This is a genomic window from Vibrio ulleungensis (genome assembly GCF_016900875.1).
In the GTDB taxonomy this organism is placed as follows: domain Bacteria; phylum Pseudomonadota; class Gammaproteobacteria; order Enterobacterales; family Vibrionaceae; genus Vibrio; species Vibrio ulleungensis.
This window is the reverse complement of record NZ_JAFEUM010000004.1, coordinates 346,834-364,821: the sequence shown is the minus strand read 5'-3', so window position 1 is coordinate 364,821 and position 17,988 is coordinate 346,834. Positions and strand designations below refer to the sequence as shown.

Here is a 17,988-nt window from a genome sequence, read left to right as displayed (position 1 = left end):
CAGAGCTCAGTATCTATTCCCGTATAACAAAGGGTTCGAGTATTCGGCCTGAAGGGTAATCTTTGGCGATAGGAAGCCATGTGGTGAATTCCATTGGTTAATAGACGTTTAAGCATAGTCCAGACCCAGAAATTTCGGGTGCATCCAATCAGTGAGTAAAGGTTGGCACGATCGGATAGTATCCTGTCGTCTTTTGATGTAACTTGGCACGTATTGATTCCCTATACTGCCTCTATCGACTCAATGTGAGTTAGCACAACAACCGTCTCACCTAAGGGAAATTATTATGTCAAACACAGCATTAATCACAGGCGCTTCAGGCGGCATTGGACTTGAACTGGCCACAATTCACGCTCAAAAAGGGGGCGATTTGGTTTTAGTTGCTCGCTCAGAAGCCAAGCTAAACGCTCTTAAACATGAACTTGAAGCGAAACATGGTGTGAACGTTACTGTCGTTACATCTGATTTATCGCAGCCTAATGCCGCGCAAGAGTTGTTTGAGCACACCGAAGCTCTTAACCTACAAATAGACACATTGATCAATAATGCAGGCTTTGGTGGGCATGGTAAATTTCATGAACGCGCACTGTCAGACGAGCAAGCAATGATGCAATTAAACATGGTAACGCTTACCGACCTAACGCACTTTTATTTAAAAGGCATGGTATCGCGCAATCGTGGTCAAATTCTTAATGTTTCTTCAACCGCATCGTTTATTCCTGGCCCACTTCAGGCGGTATACTTTGCTACGAAAGCTTATGTGACGTCATTTAGTCAGGCGATTGCAGAAGAAGTCAAAGAGAGTAACGTGACCGTCACGGCGCTCTGCCCAGGCGCAGTTGCAACAGGCTTTGCTTCTGCGAGTGACCTAGATGATGTGGACTTGTTTAAAAATGCAAAATCTGCGAAGTCGGTGGCAGAGTGTGGCTATAGAGCGATGGAACAGGGTGACCTTGTTGCGTTTAACGAGGCGCCATTAAAGTTCATGCTCAATTGGATTACACCGTTACTGCCACGCAATTTGGTGTTGAAAATATCGCGCAAAACCATGGAAAAAAGTCACTAACGAGTACTTAAAACAGTGAAGAGTTGCAATGAGACGAGCAGATAGATTTACCATTCCTACCAACTGGAAAGTGATGTTTAACGATGTTGGCGTCAACTTACAGGCGGCACTTGGCTATGCCGATCTCCCTGTGGTGTTGTTTGAGCAACCCAAAATCCAGCTAACGACCGAGCAGTATTTTCAACTGTGGTGTGGAATCGATAAGGCGGCAAAAGATCAAGGGATCGAATTTGCGCTTAAACTGGCGCAAGTGATGAGCATTGAAACCTTTGATGTGCCAATATTCGCAGCAATTTGTAGCCCAAATTTAAACTCAGCACTTAAACGACTGCAAGAATATAAGCCCTTAATAGGGCCAATGATTTTGGCTTTGGAACAAACCCCTGCTGATACCCAGATTGAGATCAGCTGTTACGGATATAGCGGTGCGCTGCCTCTTTCAGTCAATCTTACGGAACTGGTCTTTTTTACGCAGCTTACTCGCCTAGCGACACGGCAACACGTCGAGCCTATTAAGGTGGTGGTCCCTCAATTGCCAGACAATACTCAGCTCTATGAAGAGTACTTTGGCTGTCAGGTGACACAAGGGACCAATACTCAAGTGGTATTTACCGCAGAAGATGCTCGCATTCCATTTCTTACCGACAATCAGTTGATGTTGAAGCTGTTTGAGGGGGATATTCGACAGAAGCTGGACGCGCTCAACGAGCCCGATACACTCTCTAAAAAGGTGTACGAGCGATTAATGAGTCTGCTTCCTAGTGGAGAGAGCTCGATTGATGTAGTGGCCTCACAGCTGGCCATGAGTAAACGGACTCTACAGCGCAAACTGTCAGTCGAAAATAACAGTTACCAAAGTGTGCTCAACCAAGCTAGAGAAGATCTCGCGAGCTACTACTTGAATGAAACGGAATTACCACTCACTGAAATTTCTTTTTTATTGGGGTTTCAAGAAACCAACTCATTCACTCGAGCGTATACTTCATGGGCTGGTAAATCACCGGCTCAGGTTCGAAGCCGTATTTAGGCTTTTATGTGAATAAAATGGTGGATTGGCGAAATGGTAAAATCGGAGTTACACTTCGTCATCCATCATACAAAGGAAGGTAACACAATGATTGAACAAGGTAATACACTGCCGGAAGGAACATTAAGCCAACTCACCGCAGACGGCATGCAGCAGCACTCAACGTCAGAGCTGTTCGCCAATAAGAAAGTCGTCCTGTTTGCAGTACCAGGCGCGTTTACCCCGACCTGCTCTGAAGCGCACCTGCCTGGTTTTGTGGTTTTAGCAGACCAGCTGCAAGCGAAAGGTGTCGACCTTATTGCGTGTATTTCAGTGAACGATGCTTTTGTGCTTGCTGCGTGGGGCAAATCGCAAAACGCATCTGAAATTATGATGCTGGCTGATGGTGATGCCAGTTTCACTAAGGCGATGGGGCTTGAAATGGACACTGCGGGATTTGGTGGCGTTCGTTCTCAGCGTTACGCGATGGTGATAGACAATGGTGTAGTGACCACTCTAAATGTTGAAAAGCAGGGTGAATTTGAAGCCAGTACAGCCGAGGCTATCTTAGCGGTACTGTAATCGCTCTTAGTTACTCGACATTTCATGCTAGATCTTAAATCGGACGCCAAGGCGTCCGTTTTTTTATGCAAGTTCGTTAGCGGTTTGTATTCCCCAGCGCTTGGAAAACTCGACAAAGCAATTGAGTAAAGGGCTCTGATACTTGTTTTTGTGCAGAAGAATAGAAAATGATCGCTGCATTGAGGTTGATAGCGAGATTATTTGTAGATGTGGGCTTAAATTGCCTTTAGTGATTACGTGATGCGACAAACAAGACAGTCCAAGCCCTGCGGTTACGCCATTAATGATTGCCGCATTAGAATTGAACTGAAAATGCGTATCCCAAGCGGTTAACGAGGGTGCGATGTGTTGGATAAAGAAGTCGCGACTGCCAGAGCCTTCTTCTCGCAGCAGCCACTGCTGTCCTGACAGCGCTTTAACATCTATTGTTTCCTCATCAAACTTAGACGCCCCTTTTGCTGCTATGATCCACATTTCGTCGTGGGTAAACGGCAAGCTGATTAAATCTGGATGTTGCACCACACCCTCCGTAAAACCAACGTCGACTTTGTAGTCAAGAATGTTTTGGCACAGTTCAAAGTGATTAGTAATTTGGACTTGTTTGTCGATGTAGTTGGGCTCGTCGCCTGTGGAAAAATCCATCACGCGCTCTTTTTCAAAATCGGCCAGCAAGTAGGGAAGCAGATAACTGCCTACCGTTTGACTGGCTCCTACCTTTAGCGTACCCGCGAGCGGTGCGCTCTGCGCATAAAGCAGTTCAATTTCAGCGTGCCGCTGCAGAAGTTCGTCGGCAAGCGGAAGCAATTGATAGCCCTGATGGTTAAGGTGCAGCCGCTGATTGACTCTATCGAATACTCGGTGTCCTAAGTGCTTCTCAAGCTCGGTTAACGATAGGCTCACTGCCGCCTTAGACATAAACAGGTGTTCGGCAGCAAGGCTGAGTGAGCCGCTGCGGGCGATTTGGCAAAACACATTAAGCTGTTTGATGGAAATGTTCTTCATTGACTGATCGCTAGTTGTTTTGTTTAATTTAACGGCTGTTAATTTTATTTAAGTATTTATAAACATCGAATGCAAGTATTATGGCGATGTATCAACACAAACCGACATGCTTTCTCAACAAGACGCGTCGTAAAAGGTCACTTTATGAATAAAAAATGGGTATTTATTGCAACTGGACTGCTCTGTTTGACCCCATGGGTCACATCGCCTATTGCGCTTATACTCGGTTTTGCTCTTTCTACGTCAGGCATGGTGCCTAAAGAATTTGCCGTGGAAAAGTGGACTAAGAAATTGTTGGCGTACTCTATTGTGGGTTTAGGTTTTGGTATCCATTTACAAGAGGCTTTGCAAGTTACTGGCGATGGTCTGGGACTGATTGTAACGTCAATATTTTTTACCCTAGCCATGGGGATGTTGCTCGCAAAACTGTTTAATTTTGACAAAGAAACCAGCTATTTAGTGTCTGCGGGTACGGCGATTTGTGGAGGCAGTGCTATTGCAGCAGTTGCTCCAGCGATTCGCGCGAAAGACCAGTCTATTGGCTTGGCACTGGCCACCGTTTTTGTTCTTAACTCTATTGCCCTGTTTGTTTTTCCTGTGATTGGGCACGCGCTAAACTTGGATCAAAATACCTTTGGTATGTGGGCGGCTATCGCGATACACGATACATCATCGGTTGTTGGCGCGGCATCGGCGTATGGTGAAGAAGCGTTAAAAGTCGCCACCACGTTAAAGCTGTCTAGAGCGTTATGGATTATTCCTGTGGCGCTTATCAGTACCTTTATCTTTCGCAGTGGCTCAAGAAAAATCTCCATTCCTTACTTCATCTTTTTCTACTGTGCGGCCATATTATTTAGCGACCTGTTGCCTCAATTTGATGCTGTATATAACGTAATTTTCAGTATCGCAAAGCAACTTATGATTGTGTGCTTGTTCTTAATTGGTAGTGCCATTTCGGTTGAAAAAATTCGCACCGCAGGTGCAAAGCCTATGATTTTGGGTGTCATTCTTTGGGTGATGGTGTCAGTGGGCTCACTACTTTGGCTGCTCTACTTGTAAGTCATTGTAGAAAAACGGTATCTCTGCCTAGTAGCTAAAGCATTCTATTCGCTACTAGGCAAAACAATCGAGTTAAGACTTGGCGTCACTCACTTTGACCAATGAGACCACTGTTTCACCCGAAACTGGCGGCTTGGTGTTGATGTCATTGACCATTTGGATTCGGTTTTTGCTATTCACTATAAACAAAGGCACGACTGAGTTAGCTTTGTTGGTGTCTGTGTAGTCTTCATATGTGTAGCTGTCACTGATTTTGGTGTGTTTTACTTCTGCACCTTGGCTGATCAGACTGGCCAGTTTCTTGTAGCTGGTATTGCCTGCAAATAACGGCGTTCCGGCGCTGCCTTCACTTAAAAGGTGTTTATCAAAGTCATTGTCGCTGGCGGTATCGTGGAGGCTAAAGACTTTTCTTTGACCAAATTCGGCCACATACTGCATGCTGGCTACTGCGTTAAAGTGTTTGTCGGGGGTTAGAGCAACAACATGCCCAATCCCGATAAGATCTAAGTACTCTTCTGCATGGCTTGAGGTTGGATTACCGTAGTAGTTCTCCAAGCCAGCCATCCGCGCTGCCGAAATATAGTCCCAGTTAGAGTCGCTCATCACCACGCGGCAATCATACTTTTGAATCGCCTGTCCAAGTTTGATCGCCACATCGTTGGCGCCCACAATTAAAAATCCTCGCGGAGACGGTTCTGCTACTTGTAATGCACGCGCCATAGGGCGAGCAGTCGCGCTTTGCAGCACCACTGTACCGATAATCACCATGAAAATCAGCGGAACAAGAAGCTGAGCGCCTTCCACACCTAGGTTGGTGAGTTTAATCGCAAATAGAGAAGAGACGGACGCTGCGACAATGCCTCGTGGAGCAACCCAAGCCAGAAAGCCTTTCTCGTTGAAAGTGAGGTTGCTGCGCAGCGTAGCAACAAATATTGAAAGGGGGCGAGACAATAGCTGGATCACTACAAACAGACCAATCGCACCCATGCCCAAGGTTTCAAAATCGCTTATTTGAATTCGCGCAGCCAGCAAGATAAACAAGCCGGTTATGAATACGATGGTGAGGTTTTCTTTAAAGTGCAATATGTGGGAGATATTGACGCCTTTTGCGTTAGCAAGCCACATTCCCATTACTGTTACGGTTAGAAGCCCCGATTCATCTTCTAGTGAATTAGAGAATGCAAACACGGCCAATAGAATGGTTAATACCGCAAAGGGCTGTAGGTACTCTGGCAGCCAGCGGCGACGAATAAGCGTGGCAACAAGAACCCCCGAACCCACCCCAAGCACAAATCCAATCAACACAATGGCAGCAAAGACTTGCAAACTGTGGGTTTCGCTTTGCGATACAATAAACTCGTATACCATCACTACAAACAGCGCGCCAAGGGGATCAATTAGGATCCCTTCCCAACGCAATATGTTAGCAAGCTTGCTAGTAGGTCTTACCGTTCGCAGCAGTGGCACAATGACCGTAGGGCCAGTAACCACCGTCAAACTACCAAACAGTAGTGACAGTGACCAATCAAAGCCGATTAAATAATAACAAGCAACACTGGTCACAGCCCAGGACACCAACGCACCAATGGTGATGATGCTCCAGACGGTATTGCTCACCCCTTTAATCTGGTTAAAATTTAGCGTGAGGCTTCCTTCAAATAAGATCACCGCAACCGCCAAGGAAATTAACGGAAATAGCAGTGGGCCTAATAGCGCTTCGGGATCCAGCACACCGGTAATAGGGCCTGCCACAATACCAGCGATGAGCAGAAACAGTATCGCGGGCAAGCGTACTTGCCAAGCGACCCACTGACACACTAACCCAATAACCCCAACACCCGCCAAACTTAAGGCGATATGCTCACCAGCCATAGTCTTATTTCCTTGGTTTCAATCTATTGTGTATAGCAGTGTTTTTCACGCAATGAGAAAAAATGAGTAAATAAATGAACACCTTGGGTTTTGTTTCTCTTAGTTGCGACGAATATTTAGCTATTCAAGTCGACGGCAAAACTGCTTTGGGTTATTGGAGGTACTTATCCTGATTAAGTCATTGGATAAGAACTCAATGTGCACCTTATGGGTATCGTTGGATTGATTGTATTCAACATATTTATTGATGAGTGATTCTAGTACTAGCTCATAAGGTGCCACATCTATTGTTGTGACCGTTTGAGTGATGGCCGAATCGCTGTATGTCCATTTTCCCTCAAGCGTCATATCAATGGGTAGGGTCTGCTGATTGTTAGAGTCCAATATAATGGCATGCGAATGCACTTGTAGTGCGCCGTTAGCATGGTAAGTGATCGTATATTTGTCATAAAGGGGGGCGATGTGGTCAATGCATTGCCAGGTCGAATTGTTCAAGCGTTGTTGGTTCTCGGAGTCTGACTCGATGTATTGTTTGGCCTGCTCAACCAACACTGGGTTATCCCACTTCGGAGCTAATGCAATCTTATAGCGAATAAAGTAAGCGTAATTGGCCATCTGCTGCGCGTTGTTGGCTTCTTCACTTCCGCACGCTTCTTTACCGTAAAAGACATTAGGCGAAGAATACGCGGGTAACATGTCGAAAAAACCAATGTGTGAATAGACAAGTGTTCCCATGCCGCCACATCGTGTGCCATGAGCGTACTTTGCACTACTTAGTAATTCGATTTGAGTCGGGCCATTGTCGTCGAAGGCGTATTTAGGCTCATGATTGGCCATGGAAAGGTGTGACAGTTCATGTTCAAACACATACATCTCCCAGTCGGCATGAAGCACAAAGAACTGTCCGTACAATAGTGGCGATGTATACCCCAAAACACCGTGATCGGATTCGTGCAATAAAACGCCATAATATCGGTTTGGCTCAGAGATGTACTGAAGCTGCTTGTGTAATGGAACAGCTTTAAACAGTTGATCGTGAAGAATGACTTCGTCACTAAGTGGTTCATAGTCGGGAATGTCGACAACCATGACGTCACCTAAGGCACGTTTTACTGGCACACATGAATTTTTGAGAGTGACATTTCCCATTCTAATGTCGCGCTCAAATTTTTCGGTCAATACCTCCAATCCCGTGTTCTTTGCAGCTGCTTGCTCAACGTACAAATCAATAGTGGTGGTCACAATAGGCGATACGTCGCACATAGGCAGCTCAAGCTTTTTTGGCTCAGGTGTGTTTAACACAGGAATCGCTGCAAGGCCAAGGCAGACAACGACAAGAATGAATGTCGGGGTTATTTTCAACATTATCAATAAGATACAGCAGTTAAAAGTGTGGCTAGTGTAACCAAGTTTTGCAGCGCGTTATGTGTCACAACTAGGAAAATTTCCACAAAATCTCGGGTTGTTTTCGCCGCTTTTGTGACCAGCTTGGAGAAACTCGGCAAAAGATTCGGGATATTCAGTAATCGATTAGATTTGTAATACAAGATGATGTAATAATTTGTAAGCACAAGGAAGTAGACTAAGGTTTTGGCGATTAACACCGTTAATTGCTCAGTTTTGGTCACTATTAGCGTCTATTCCTTAACTTGCAAACTATTAAAATAATACAAGTGGAAACCTACGATGAAACAAAATTGGATAAAACATGTACTGAGTGCATCGGTTATTGCGGCATTGAGCAGCGGTGTTGCGCTGGCTCAAGTGGTTACGTCCGCACCCGCCTCTGTGACCAGTAGCGAACATGACGGTAATGGCCCAGAACGCGCATTGGACGGCGATTTTAAAACTCGCTGGTCTGCAAATGGGGAAGGCTCTTGGATGGTGTTTGACTACACCAAACCCACCACTTTTAGCGCGGTAAAAGTTGCGCTGCACAAAGGTGACGAGCGTACGACCTCTTTTGGCATCGCGGTAAGCGACGATGGCGAAAACTGGACCACAGTGATTGAAAAAGTAACCAGTTCTGGCACGACTCTAGGACTCGAACGTTTTGACTTTGAGCCTGTTACAGCGAAGTACATTAAATTTACCGGTTTTGGCAACTCATCTAGCGCTTGGAACAGCGTGACAGAATTTATTGGAGTGAACTGCGCTATTGATAGCTGCGATCCATCAGAGATCCCTCCTCAGCCCATTCTCGTCCCAGTGGCAGTGGAGTCCAGCGAACATGATGGCAATGGTCCTGATCGTTTAATAGATAACGATGTGAAAACTCGATGGTCTGCTAATGGCGATGGCTCTTGGGCCATTTTAGATTATGGCGATGTCTATCCGTTTGATGCCGTACGCGCAGCATTTCATAAAGGGGATGAGCGTGCGACGTCTTTTGATATTGAAGTCAGTGTTGATGGCAATACTTGGACACCGGTACTCACAGGTGCGAAAAGCTCTGGTGGGGTCACCAGCTTCGAGCGCTTTGAGTTTGATACGGTTGACGCTCGCTACATCAAATACATCGGACGTGGAAACACCTCAAACACTTGGAATAGTGTGACCGAATTGGCTGCGCTCAACTGCGAAATCAATCAGTGTCCGGTCGAGCACATAATTACTGAAGAAGTATTAGCAGCTGCCAAACTTGCCGCGGATAAGAAAAAGTACCAAATCAAACATCTCGGAAAAACGACCACGCTGGATGATTGGAAGATCACTTTACCAATCACCTACAAAGCCCATTTTGGTGACAATGTCGACAAAGATGGCGCTGCAGAAATCTTGCCTTCTGAGTGCAGCCTAGATGGCAGCTCACTTAATGCAGATGTGAAGAACCCGTATTTTTGGGTAGACAACAAAGGCTGGCACTTCAAAACGCCTCTAGAAGGTGGAGCAACTACGCCAAACGCGACCTACATTCGAACCGAGTTACGTGAGCTTGGTAATGGCTGGAAACCGTGTGACTCTATGAGCGGTGCAAACTGGGCACATGGTGGCACCCATACCTTAACCGCGACGCTAACGCTCGATCAAATCCCTGAAACGCCGCTTAAAAAAGACGGTAAGTCTAAGTCTGATCCAAAGGTTGTCCTTGGCCAAATTCACGCGAAAGACATCAGTGCCGCAACGGTTAAGTTACTATGGGAAGGTAAAGAAAAACCTGTTCGAGTGATTCTGAATAAGAATACAGAGAAAAGCGCGTTTTCGGTGAAACTGGGCAAAATCGAAGATCCAAGCAAGCCTTGGAGCTACATGATCAGAATGACGGACGATGGCATCGTTCTTAAAGCTGGTGGTGTTGAGAAGTCTCTGAAATTTGGTGAAGAGTTAGATAACGTATGGAAAGACGAAACGTTCTACTTTAAAGCCGGATTGTACCCACAAATATACAAAAACTCTGGCGGTGCGTTTGAAGCAACGTTCTCTAAGCTGAGTATCGAACACACTAAACGCGATGGTGACTTTGGTGTGCATGTACCGCTAATCTGTAACCCTGAGGTATCAGACTGTAGCTGTGTTGAGCAGGATCCTAACTGCCAATGGTGGGAAGTGCCACTTCCAAGCCCAACAATTCCTGCAAAACCTGTTGCAGGTAATACGCCTGGAGAGAACTTTGACCTGACAGGTTGGTACGTCTCTTTACCATTTGATCACGACAAAAATGGCAAGCCAGACGATGTTTTTGAATGGCACTTAACCCAAGGTTATGAGCATCCAGAGCTGTTCTACACCGGTGAAGATGGTGGTTTGGTGATGAAGTCTTACATTAAAGGTGTAAGGACGTCACAGAACACCAAGTATGTTCGTACTGAACTGCGTGAAATGAACCGCCGAGGTGACCGCTCTGTTGAGCTTAAAGGTGTAAACAAAAACAACTGGGTATTTAGTTCAGCACCTATTGAAGACCAAAAAGCAGCGGCGGGTGTTGATGGTGTACTAGAAGCAACTCTCAAGATCGACCACACAACGACGACAGGTGAGCCAAACCAAGTAGGACGTTTTATCATTGGTCAAATCCACGACCAAGATGATGAGCCCGTACGTCTTTACTACCGTAAGTTACCGGATCGCGATACTGGTACTGTTTACTTTGCTCATGAAAACACGCGTGAAGGCTCTGATACATTCTACGAGTTGGTGGGTAGCATGAACGGTATCACCGACGATGGAATCGCATTGGGTGAAGTATTTAGTTATCGCATCGAAGTGGTTGGCAATACGTTAACCGTGACGGTGATGCGCGATGGCAAGCCAGATGCGGTGCAAGTGGTGGACATGAGTGAGAGTGGCTATGATGTTGGTGGTAAGTACATGTACTTCAAAGCCGGTGTATACAACCAAAACAACTCAGGTGATCCAGATGACTATGCGCAAGTGACTTTCTATAAACTTGAGAAGTCGCACGGCAGTTACCAGGAGTAATCTCAATCGGTAGGCAGCAGAGTTTGTAATAACTCTGCTATCCCCCAATGCAAAACGCACTCTTTTAAGGGTGCGTTTTTGTCTTTCGCAGTGCTACTTGTTGGCCGTCAATCGAGCAAGCTGTTAGTCATTTCGACGCACAAAACTTATTTCATCGCCATGCGATGAGTGTTGTGGACTTTTTATGGAGTAAATAACCTAAAATTCTGTCTACAGCTTCAATACTCTATCTTTTTTGATAAATATTTAGCTGATTTTTTAGGCAGAAGTCGCATAAAACCGAGACAATGGCTAGGCAATAATAAACCACTATTTTCTTTACCCGCAGGGTATGGGGGCTGTTATGAAATATAACAAACTAGGTCACGTCATGTCGTTCAGTCGATTATTCTCATTTGTCGCGTTTTTGACGGCAACATTTGCATGGATATTAAGCATGAATGGGCTATTCGCCGTAGCGGTTGTGGCTCTTGTTGTAAGCGCAATGCTGTACATCAAAAACAGATTTGCAGAATCACGCACCACTTAATCTAGACATACGCCAGTAAAAGAGTGCTTCGGTGCTCTTTAAGTATAGTGGGTGAGTAGGCTATCGACGACTTGCTGAGGTGGTATGCGCGACTCAGTTGATTTCGACGCTATCAAAATGCGGATTTTCAACGCAGATCTTAAGCAGAGATATATCGTCCAACACGATCAGCGATTCTAGGTCGTCTGTGAGGATCTTTATACACTCTTGCCTATTGTCATTTCTGGCTGTATCGATAGCAGTGCCATTGAGAGTGGCACCTGTATTTAATGTGATTTCTACTGGATAGCGATGCATACAGGCTATCTCTATATAGTCATATTTGTCACAACTGATCATCACGCTCACCCTTTCCTAAGTTATTCGTCAATCATTCGTCAATCCAGCTTTATCTGCACAGACCTAGAACTGTTTAGGCTAGTCTTAATTAACCGCAGGTGCACGCTGATCTAACCATCAATATCGAGAGGAAAAACTAATTAGTACTTTGCCACTTGGTATGCCTTAAAGCCATAGATTTTCACAAATCAGAGGAATCGCCACTTTGCTCGCTTAGCACGTCGGTCCACAGTATACAAAGACAGGCTTAGGCAATGTCTCTAAGATTGGTGCGATTGTGCACCATTGGCTGTGACTTACTTGTTGCGAAGTCATTGTCAGGGAAATCCCAATGTGCACGCATAATCCTTTCTTCAAAGTACATCAATGTTTGTATCGCTCTGAAGTTGTCTGCTGACAGTGGCCAAAGCAGTTGTCGTTTGTTTACCATTGTCAATGGAATCTGGGGCACAACGTACTGACAGTTTATGGATTAGGTCTCGTAGGCGTCTTTCTATACGGTCTCTTTTCTGGTTATATTGAAGCGTGTTCTCCACCTCTCTGACAAAAAGCCAAAGTGCGCTGGTAAGTAAACCTGAACGCCTGTAAAGGTGAGCAAAGCGTAGGTTTAGGAACACCTCTAAGTGCTCTTCTAGCTGTGCTTGAAGTTTGACATTACTGATCGATGACTCCGACGCTTTAAGCAGTATTTTGCAGTTAGCTACTATTATCTTTTGATCACGAGTAAGTAATGACTTGGCCATGGTTTTTTCTCAATTGGGTATAAGGTGTTTTATCAGGCAACACTGCGTGAGTTGTTGTTTTGTTAGAGTTAGTTGCGAGGCACAATTCGTTCGAACCTTTATTTTTAGACTTCAACCTTACCAATAACCGCGAACAGAAGTAGTACAGCAAATTACCCTTAAAAAGCAGCTAATAAGTGCCAAGCGATATACGCGCTTACTAATGCACCGACAGAAGTACAGATAAACTTCATCGCTATTCCTCGTCACAGTTTGAGCTAAGCAAACCGAGTAAGAACCAAATGCCCATAACCATTAAAACGAAGTCTAGAGTGCTTCTTAGCAAGCTTTTTTCTGGGGTATAAGCTTCGTCAAGGTCAGGGTGCTGTTGCTGAGTTTGGTCCATCTTGAAGAAACTTTTTGGTACTTTGGGTGCTGTCATATTGTGATCTTATAGTTTGCATGCGCCTATGGTTGGCACGGGTAATGAGTCTGATAAATCGATGTTTGGATACCGGCTCGCGCATTAGCTGTTGGTATAACATCATGTATTCACAAGTTCCTAGTGCAGCCTAAGCTCAATTAACCGCTCGTTGTTCAAACGGCCTGTGCTGCCGATGCTATTCACAACCAGTCTGTAGCAATTTAGTCAATTAGATGCCCGTGTGTTTACCATTTCGCGCCAAGTTTAGAATTTGTTTGGAATCGGCATAATCACAAGCAATGAGCCGCTAGCTTTTTAGATTTCTACGCCCGAATCCAAACTAGAACAGTCACTCTGCGGAATAATGGTGATCGATAGTGCAACTGGCGATGCAAACCCGTACATTTACGTTAACAAGTTCGAGAAACGTCAGATGGGTGTAACGATGTCAAACGAGTTCAATCTAGAGTATGAAGCGCTGCTGTTGAACCAATCATCGCGGTTGATTTCAGCGAATATAAATGAATTTAATGACGTACTTATTGAATTGATTCAACAAGCTTTAGAATTTTTCGACATGGACCGTTTAATCATCTATCCCAACTCCATCATTTTGCTCAATGAAGGGAAAAGTGTTTCGGTGTCTCGTTCAAATATTCCTATCTTAGATAAAGAAAAGTACAAGTCTGGCAATTACTCCGATTATCTCAAGCTACTCCGATCCAAAAAAAGCATTCAAACTTTTACTCGTTCACAGCTTGAAAAAAGCCGGATTGACGCGCTAAAAATGCTGCATTCTGAAGGTGGTTGTTGGCACGGAATCATACGTTTAGAGCTTTTTGGTAAGGTGTGGGGGGCGGTATCTTTTTTGCGTTTCACTGACGATCAAAAAGAGATCACCGAGCATTCATTGAATCGCTTTAAGCTGTTGTGCGATACATGGCTCTGCTATTGGCAACACGCAAATATGTCAAAAGGCCTGCAAACGAATCAGGATCAAGCTGACAATCAAATCGAAAATGACAAGCTCATGAGACTGAGCAAAAAGCAATGTGCAGTGCTCAATCTTTTGGCTCAAGGACTTACTGCAAAACAGTGCGCAGAAAAGCTTTCCTCAGCCCTAGAACGATAGAATCGCATAAATATCGCATGCTCGATTTGCTTGAGCTTGATAACCATACGGAACTAATACAGTTTGCGATTCGTAATGGTTTGAGTATGGAGTCGGATTGATCGAACATAATCACAGCTTGTTACCCAAAGACTACCATATTTTAGTTTGTCAGTACTCGGGTGATCGGCTTGTCAATTATAGTGAATTCAAGTGAGTAGCAGTATCAGTTTAGTGCTACATACTTTTGATCTAGCATACATTTTCTAATGACTCGATTGGCTACTCTTTTTCGCCTATGAACGTAGAATTTTATCCATTGATTTTCCTTTTGCGAGTTCATCGATCATTTTATCGAGGTATCGAATCTTGCGCATTAAAGGGTCTTCAACTTCCTCAATACGTACGCCACACACCACGCCTTTGATCAGAGATACGTTTGGGTTGATTGCTGGCGCTTGTTCAAAAAACGTCACCATGTCATTGTCACCTTCAACTTGATGCTTCAGTCCTGCCGAGTCAAACCCAGTCAGCCAGCATATAATCTGATCGACTTCCTCTTTGGTTCTATTTTTTTTCTCTACTTTTTGAATATAGAGATAGTAAATTTTTGAAAAAGCCATAGTAAAAACGGCGTGTTTAGTCATTGTTGCCTCCCATGTTATCGAGCGCGGTATCATGTGCGGTAATAGAGCGCGAAGACTGTGTGGCTTTAACGCTCCTGAGTTTCTATGGATAGGTCCCCTGAAGCACGTTCGACGCCGAATCGCGTTGACCTCAGCATAAGGTCATTTCAGCGGCTGAATGGCAGTAAGGAGATAGAACAATCACCAACAAATGCCATAGACCTTCAATCTAATTCTGAGCTAATGCTATCACTCTTCTAATGCTGCTTCATTCACGCAACACTCGTCTTGCAAAAAGCCAATCACGCTATCGAGCTGCTTATATTCTGCAATACAAAACAAGGTACGCCCTTCGCGGCGCTGTTGAATCAATCCAGCAGACGCAAGTCCCGCGATATGGTGTGAAAGGGTCGATGCTGGAATCCCCAATGTTTGCTGTATAGAGCCTACCGCAATCCCATTAAAGCCTGCTTTCACAACCTGTTTGTAAATTGAAAGCCTAGTAGGGTGTCCAAGTTCTTTAAGTGCCTTTGCAACCGCGTCTAGTTCCATGTTGGTTTCTTAATCGATGAGCTGGATAGATATTTCGATATTAGTGGAAGCTTTCACGCAGATCAAATGAACGCAGTGCAATAAACATAAAATCAGTCACTTAGCATATATTTCGATAACTATCGAAATATATGCTTGACCCAGCGTCAACGAAGATTATAATTCGACAAATATCGAAATATAAATCACTGAGGTGCAGCAAGCACCCAGTAACGAACACTTAGGAGAAATCTCATGAGTCCAGAAATCCAATCTATGGCGAAAGAAGCGTTAGATATGTTTATCTTTCTCGCCGCAGAGCTGATCATTCTCTTTTTGGCCATTAGCTACATTGTGGGTGTGTTGCAAAGCTTTCTCACTACAGAAAAAATCCAATCTATCTTGAGCTCGAAGCAAGGCAAGGGCTATGTAATTGCAGCGTTATTGGGGTCAATAACTCCATTTTGCTCTTGCTCTACCATTCCTTTTCTAAAAGGGTTACTAAGGGCGCGAGCCGGTTTTGGTCCAATGATGGTATTTTTGTTTGCCAGCCCGCTACTCAACCCAATCATAATTGGTCTGTTTGTGGTGACCTTTGGATGGAAAGTGGCCATCTTTTACTTTGTTATGGCAATGAGTGTGTCTGTGATAGCGGGTGTTGTGCTTGAGAAGCTTGGTTTTGAACGTTATGTAAAACCGGAAGCTTACGAGGTCGCAACAATGTCTTGTTCAACGAGTTCGTGTGGTGATAAGAATGTAGCAACACTAGAGACCGCATCAAGTTGCCAAAGTGCTTCTCCAGAGCCTACCGTAGAAGTGTCATGTTGCGCGGGCGAGGGGGTAGCGACGGCTAAGATTGTCCATGCTGAGCCAAGTCGCTGGGTCACTATATGGCGTTCAACCTGGAAAGACTTTAAACAGGTGTTCCCTTACCTAATGTTGGGTATTGCGATTGGCTCGTTTATTTACGGCTTCATTCCCACAGATCTCATCGCTCAGTACGCTGGTGCAGGGCAGTGGTATGCGATCCCTGTAGCTGCTGTGATTGGCATTCCATTATATATTCGCGCAGAAGCGGTGATCCCATTGAGTGCTGCTCTGGTTAAAAAGGGCATGGCATTGGGCAGTGTGATGGCGCTGATCATTGGCAGTGCGGGCGCGAGTTTAACCGAAGTGATATTGCTAAAATCGATCTTCAAAAACCAGATGATTGCAGCGTTTCTGGTGGTTATTTTGAGCATGGCCATTGGCTCTGGCTTTTTGTACAGCGCGCTGTTTGCATAGTCACCTTGGTAATGATTGGCGCTGCAGGTTGCAGCGCTGATCTTTTACTATTTAACCCCGGTCAAATACGCTAACATGCGCACCAATAATTGAGTCTGAGCATGTTATCCCTATGACTACCCCAAATGTACCGCAGCACTTTTCTGAGTTAGCCCTTGATCCCGAGCTTTTGGCTCGTTTAACAGAGCTGGGTTACGACACGCCAACGCCAATTCAATCACAGGTTATTCCAAGTGTACTTGAAGGGCGAGATCTGATTGCTGGGGCAAATACAGGTTCGGGAAAAACCGCAGCATTTGCGCTACCTTTGCTGCAATCACTGTCTGATAATCGCAGCCAACTGGTCAAAAATGCTAACAAAGGCAACGAGGTGTCGGCGCTAATTTTGGTACCCACTCGTGAATTGGCGAAGCAGGTAGCAGACAGCATTAAATCGTATTCCGCGCACTACAATGGCGCAATTAAAACAGTGTGTGTGTTCGGTGGTGTATCGGTTAATACCCAGATGATGGCGCTGCGCGGCGGTACAGACATTTTGGTCGCAACACCAGGACGACTGCTTGATTTAATGTCGAGCAATGCGATCAAACTCGATAAGGTTAAAACCTTGGTTCTGGACGAAGCCGATCGCATGTTGAGCCTTGGTTTTACCGACGAACTGACTCAGCTGCTGGATAGCCTTCCAAAACAAAAGCAAACGCTGCTGTTCTCTGCAACATTCCCTGAGCAGGTTCAATCGCTCACGCAGCACCTATTGACCGATCCTGTCGAAGTACAGCTGCAAAGTGATGATGAAAGTACCGTTGTTCAACGTGTGTTTAACGTCAATAAAGGCGAGAAGACAGCCGTGCTTGCCCACCTAATTAAGCAGCACAAATGGCGACAAGCGTTGGTTTTTGTCAACGCCAAAAATCATTGTGAACATCTGGCCGACAAACTCTATAAGCGTGGAATCGAAGCCGACGTGTTCCATGGGGACAAAGGGCAAAACTACCGTACTCGCATTATGGATGAGTTTAAGTCAGGCGACATCGAAGTGTTGATCGCTACAGATATCGCCGCGCGAGGGATCGACATCGAGAAACTTCCGGTTGTGATCAACTTTGATTTACCTCGCAGCCCCTCCGATTACATGCACCGTATAGGTCGAAGCGGCCGAGCGGGTGAAGTGGGACTGGCGATCAGCTTGATTGACTACGAAGACTTTCATCACTTTAAAGTGATTGAGAAGAAAAATAAGATCCGTCTAGATCGCGAACAAGTTAAGGGATTTGAGGTGGATGAATCTGTAACTCAAAAGATGATTGACGCCAATAAGCCAACAGCCAAACCCGCTGGTACGGGCAAGAAAAAACGTAAGAAACAGCAGCAAGCTGATAGCGATGTGTGGCTAAAAAAATAAGGTCATCATCTCGA

16 protein-coding genes and 2 pseudogenes are annotated in these 17,988 nt (G+C 45.1%); 10 read left to right on the top strand and 8 right to left on the bottom strand.

Annotated features, from left to right (window positions below; genetic code table 11):
- The first annotated feature begins 286 nt into the window (after positions 1–286).
- The 3 genes from JQC93_RS12510 (at position 287) to JQC93_RS12500 (ending at position 2,654) form a co-directional block, all read left to right on the top strand.
- Positions 287–1,066 (top strand): SDR family NAD(P)-dependent oxidoreductase, encoded by a 780-nt coding sequence (locus JQC93_RS12510; protein ID WP_205158774.1) that lies wholly within the window; start codon positions 287–289, stop codon positions 1,064–1,066.
- 28 nt (positions 1,067–1,094) lie between these two features.
- Positions 1,095–2,093: an AraC family transcriptional regulator gene (locus JQC93_RS12505; RefSeq protein WP_205158773.1), complete on the top strand. Its 999-nt coding sequence runs from the start codon at positions 1,095–1,097 to the stop codon at positions 2,091–2,093.
- 87 nt (positions 2,094–2,180) lie between these two features.
- Complete coding sequence (locus JQC93_RS12500; protein WP_084885001.1) at positions 2,181–2,654, top strand: peroxiredoxin; 474 nt, start codon at positions 2,181–2,183, stop codon at positions 2,652–2,654.
- Between the two features lie 63 nt (positions 2,655–2,717).
- On the opposite strand, the gene JQC93_RS12495 is transcribed toward JQC93_RS12500, so the two are convergent.
- Positions 2,718–3,656, bottom strand: coding sequence for a LysR substrate-binding domain-containing protein (locus tag JQC93_RS12495; RefSeq protein WP_205158772.1), 939 nt, complete (start codon positions 3,654–3,656; stop codon positions 2,718–2,720).
- Between the two features lie 144 nt (positions 3,657–3,800).
- On the opposite strand from JQC93_RS12495, the gene JQC93_RS12490 reads away from it, so the two are divergent.
- A complete protein-coding gene (locus JQC93_RS12490) occupies positions 3,801–4,715 on the top strand; it encodes a YeiH family protein (protein WP_084884998.1) in 915 nt (304 codons plus the stop codon).
- A gap of 72 nt (positions 4,716–4,787) precedes the next feature.
- On the opposite strand, the gene JQC93_RS12485 is transcribed toward JQC93_RS12490, so the two are convergent.
- Both JQC93_RS12485 and JQC93_RS12480 read right to left on the bottom strand, forming a co-directional pair.
- Positions 4,788–6,587 carry a cation:proton antiporter gene (locus tag JQC93_RS12485; protein ID WP_205158771.1) on the bottom strand — a complete coding sequence of 600 codons (1,800 nt, stop codon included), beginning with the start codon at positions 6,585–6,587 and terminating at the stop codon, positions 4,788–4,790.
- A gap of 120 nt (positions 6,588–6,707) precedes the next feature.
- Entirely contained in the window at positions 6,708–7,952 is a 1,245-nt protein-coding gene (locus JQC93_RS12480; protein WP_205158770.1) for a hypothetical protein, read from the bottom strand.
- 321 nt (positions 7,953–8,273) lie between these two features.
- On the opposite strand from JQC93_RS12480, the pseudogene JQC93_RS20545 reads away from it, so the two are divergent.
- From JQC93_RS20545 to JQC93_RS12465, 3 genes and pseudogenes are all read left to right on the top strand, one after another.
- Positions 8,274–10,016 (top strand): annotated as a pseudogene (locus tag JQC93_RS20545) (discoidin domain-containing protein); the annotation flags it as partial.
- A 123-nt stretch (positions 10,017–10,139) separates the two neighbouring features.
- Positions 10,140–11,006 (top strand): annotated as a pseudogene (locus JQC93_RS20540) (polysaccharide lyase family 7 protein); the annotation flags it as partial.
- Positions 11,007–11,349: 343 nt separating this feature from the next.
- On the top strand, positions 11,350–11,535 hold the full coding sequence (locus JQC93_RS12465) for a hypothetical protein (RefSeq protein ID WP_205158769.1): 186 nt from the start codon (positions 11,350–11,352) through the stop codon (positions 11,533–11,535).
- Between the two features lie 93 nt (positions 11,536–11,628).
- Here the strand turns inward: JQC93_RS12465 and JQC93_RS12460 are convergent, their stop codons facing one another.
- The 3 genes from JQC93_RS12460 to JQC93_RS12450 all read right to left on the bottom strand — a co-directional run bounded on the left by JQC93_RS12460 (position 11,629) and on the right by JQC93_RS12450 (position 13,038).
- The gene (locus JQC93_RS12460; protein WP_205158768.1) at positions 11,629–11,874 is read right to left on the bottom strand and encodes a Rho-binding antiterminator; all 246 of its coding nucleotides are present in this window, start codon (positions 11,872–11,874) and stop codon (positions 11,629–11,631) included.
- A 353-nt stretch (positions 11,875–12,227) separates the two neighbouring features.
- Positions 12,228–12,617, bottom strand: coding sequence for a hypothetical protein (locus JQC93_RS12455; protein WP_205158767.1), 390 nt, complete (start codon positions 12,615–12,617; stop codon positions 12,228–12,230).
- A 235-nt stretch (positions 12,618–12,852) separates the two neighbouring features.
- Complete coding sequence (locus JQC93_RS12450; RefSeq protein WP_205158766.1) at positions 12,853–13,038, bottom strand: hypothetical protein; 186 nt, start codon at positions 13,036–13,038, stop codon at positions 12,853–12,855.
- A 349-nt stretch (positions 13,039–13,387) separates the two neighbouring features.
- Here JQC93_RS12450 and JQC93_RS12445 point away from each other — a divergent pair, with 349 nt between their 5' ends.
- The gene (locus JQC93_RS12445) at positions 13,388–14,152 is read left to right on the top strand and encodes a DNA-binding response regulator (RefSeq protein ID WP_328834589.1); all 765 of its coding nucleotides are present in this window, start codon (positions 13,388–13,390) and stop codon (positions 14,150–14,152) included.
- Positions 14,153–14,427: 275 nt separating this feature from the next.
- Here the strand turns inward: JQC93_RS12445 and JQC93_RS12440 are convergent, their stop codons facing one another.
- Both JQC93_RS12440 and JQC93_RS12435 read right to left on the bottom strand, forming a co-directional pair.
- Positions 14,428–14,778: a DUF2200 domain-containing protein gene (locus tag JQC93_RS12440; RefSeq protein WP_205158765.1), complete on the bottom strand. Its 351-nt coding sequence runs from the start codon at positions 14,776–14,778 to the stop codon at positions 14,428–14,430.
- Between the two features lie 228 nt (positions 14,779–15,006).
- Positions 15,007–15,309, bottom strand: coding sequence for an ArsR/SmtB family transcription factor (locus tag JQC93_RS12435; RefSeq protein ID WP_205158764.1), 303 nt, complete (start codon positions 15,307–15,309; stop codon positions 15,007–15,009).
- 234 nt (positions 15,310–15,543) lie between these two features.
- On the opposite strand from JQC93_RS12435, the gene JQC93_RS12430 reads away from it, so the two are divergent.
- Together JQC93_RS12430 and JQC93_RS12425 are read left to right on the top strand one after the other, a co-directional pair.
- Positions 15,544–16,572, top strand: coding sequence for a permease (locus tag JQC93_RS12430; protein WP_205158763.1), 1,029 nt, complete (start codon positions 15,544–15,546; stop codon positions 16,570–16,572).
- Positions 16,573–16,684: 112 nt separating this feature from the next.
- Entirely contained in the window at positions 16,685–17,974 is a 1,290-nt protein-coding gene (locus JQC93_RS12425; protein WP_205158762.1) for a DEAD/DEAH box helicase, read from the top strand.
- Positions 17,975–17,988 lie beyond the last annotated feature (14 nt).

Coding starts and splice junctions, on each gene's coding strand:
- JQC93_RS12510 (WP_205158774.1), top strand. CDS start 287: ATGTCAAACACAGCATTAATCACAGGCGCTTCAGGCGGCATTGGACTT.
- JQC93_RS12505 (WP_205158773.1), top strand. CDS start 1,095: ATGAGACGAGCAGATAGATTTACCATTCCTACCAACTGGAAAGTGATG.
- JQC93_RS12500 (WP_084885001.1), top strand. CDS start 2,181: ATGATTGAACAAGGTAATACACTGCCGGAAGGAACATTAAGCCAACTC.
- JQC93_RS12495 (WP_205158772.1), bottom strand. CDS start 3,656: ATGAAGAACATTTCCATCAAACAGCTTAATGTGTTTTGCCAAATCGCC.
- JQC93_RS12490 (WP_084884998.1), top strand. CDS start 3,801: ATGAATAAAAAATGGGTATTTATTGCAACTGGACTGCTCTGTTTGACC.
- JQC93_RS12485 (WP_205158771.1), bottom strand. CDS start 6,587: ATGGCTGGTGAGCATATCGCCTTAAGTTTGGCGGGTGTTGGGGTTATT.
- JQC93_RS12480 (WP_205158770.1), bottom strand. CDS start 7,952: ATGTTGAAAATAACCCCGACATTCATTCTTGTCGTTGTCTGCCTTGGC.
- JQC93_RS12465 (WP_205158769.1), top strand. CDS start 11,350: ATGAAATATAACAAACTAGGTCACGTCATGTCGTTCAGTCGATTATTC.
- JQC93_RS12460 (WP_205158768.1), bottom strand. CDS start 11,874: ATGATCAGTTGTGACAAATATGACTATATAGAGATAGCCTGTATGCAT.
- JQC93_RS12455 (WP_205158767.1), bottom strand. CDS start 12,617: ATGGCCAAGTCATTACTTACTCGTGATCAAAAGATAATAGTAGCTAAC.
- JQC93_RS12450 (WP_205158766.1), bottom strand. CDS start 13,038: ATGACAGCACCCAAAGTACCAAAAAGTTTCTTCAAGATGGACCAAACT.
- JQC93_RS12440 (WP_205158765.1), bottom strand. CDS start 14,778: ATGACTAAACACGCCGTTTTTACTATGGCTTTTTCAAAAATTTACTAT.
- JQC93_RS12435 (WP_205158764.1), bottom strand. CDS start 15,309: ATGGAACTAGACGCGGTTGCAAAGGCACTTAAAGAACTTGGACACCCT.
- JQC93_RS12430 (WP_205158763.1), top strand. CDS start 15,544: ATGAGTCCAGAAATCCAATCTATGGCGAAAGAAGCGTTAGATATGTTT.
- JQC93_RS12425 (WP_205158762.1), top strand. CDS start 16,685: ATGACTACCCCAAATGTACCGCAGCACTTTTCTGAGTTAGCCCTTGAT.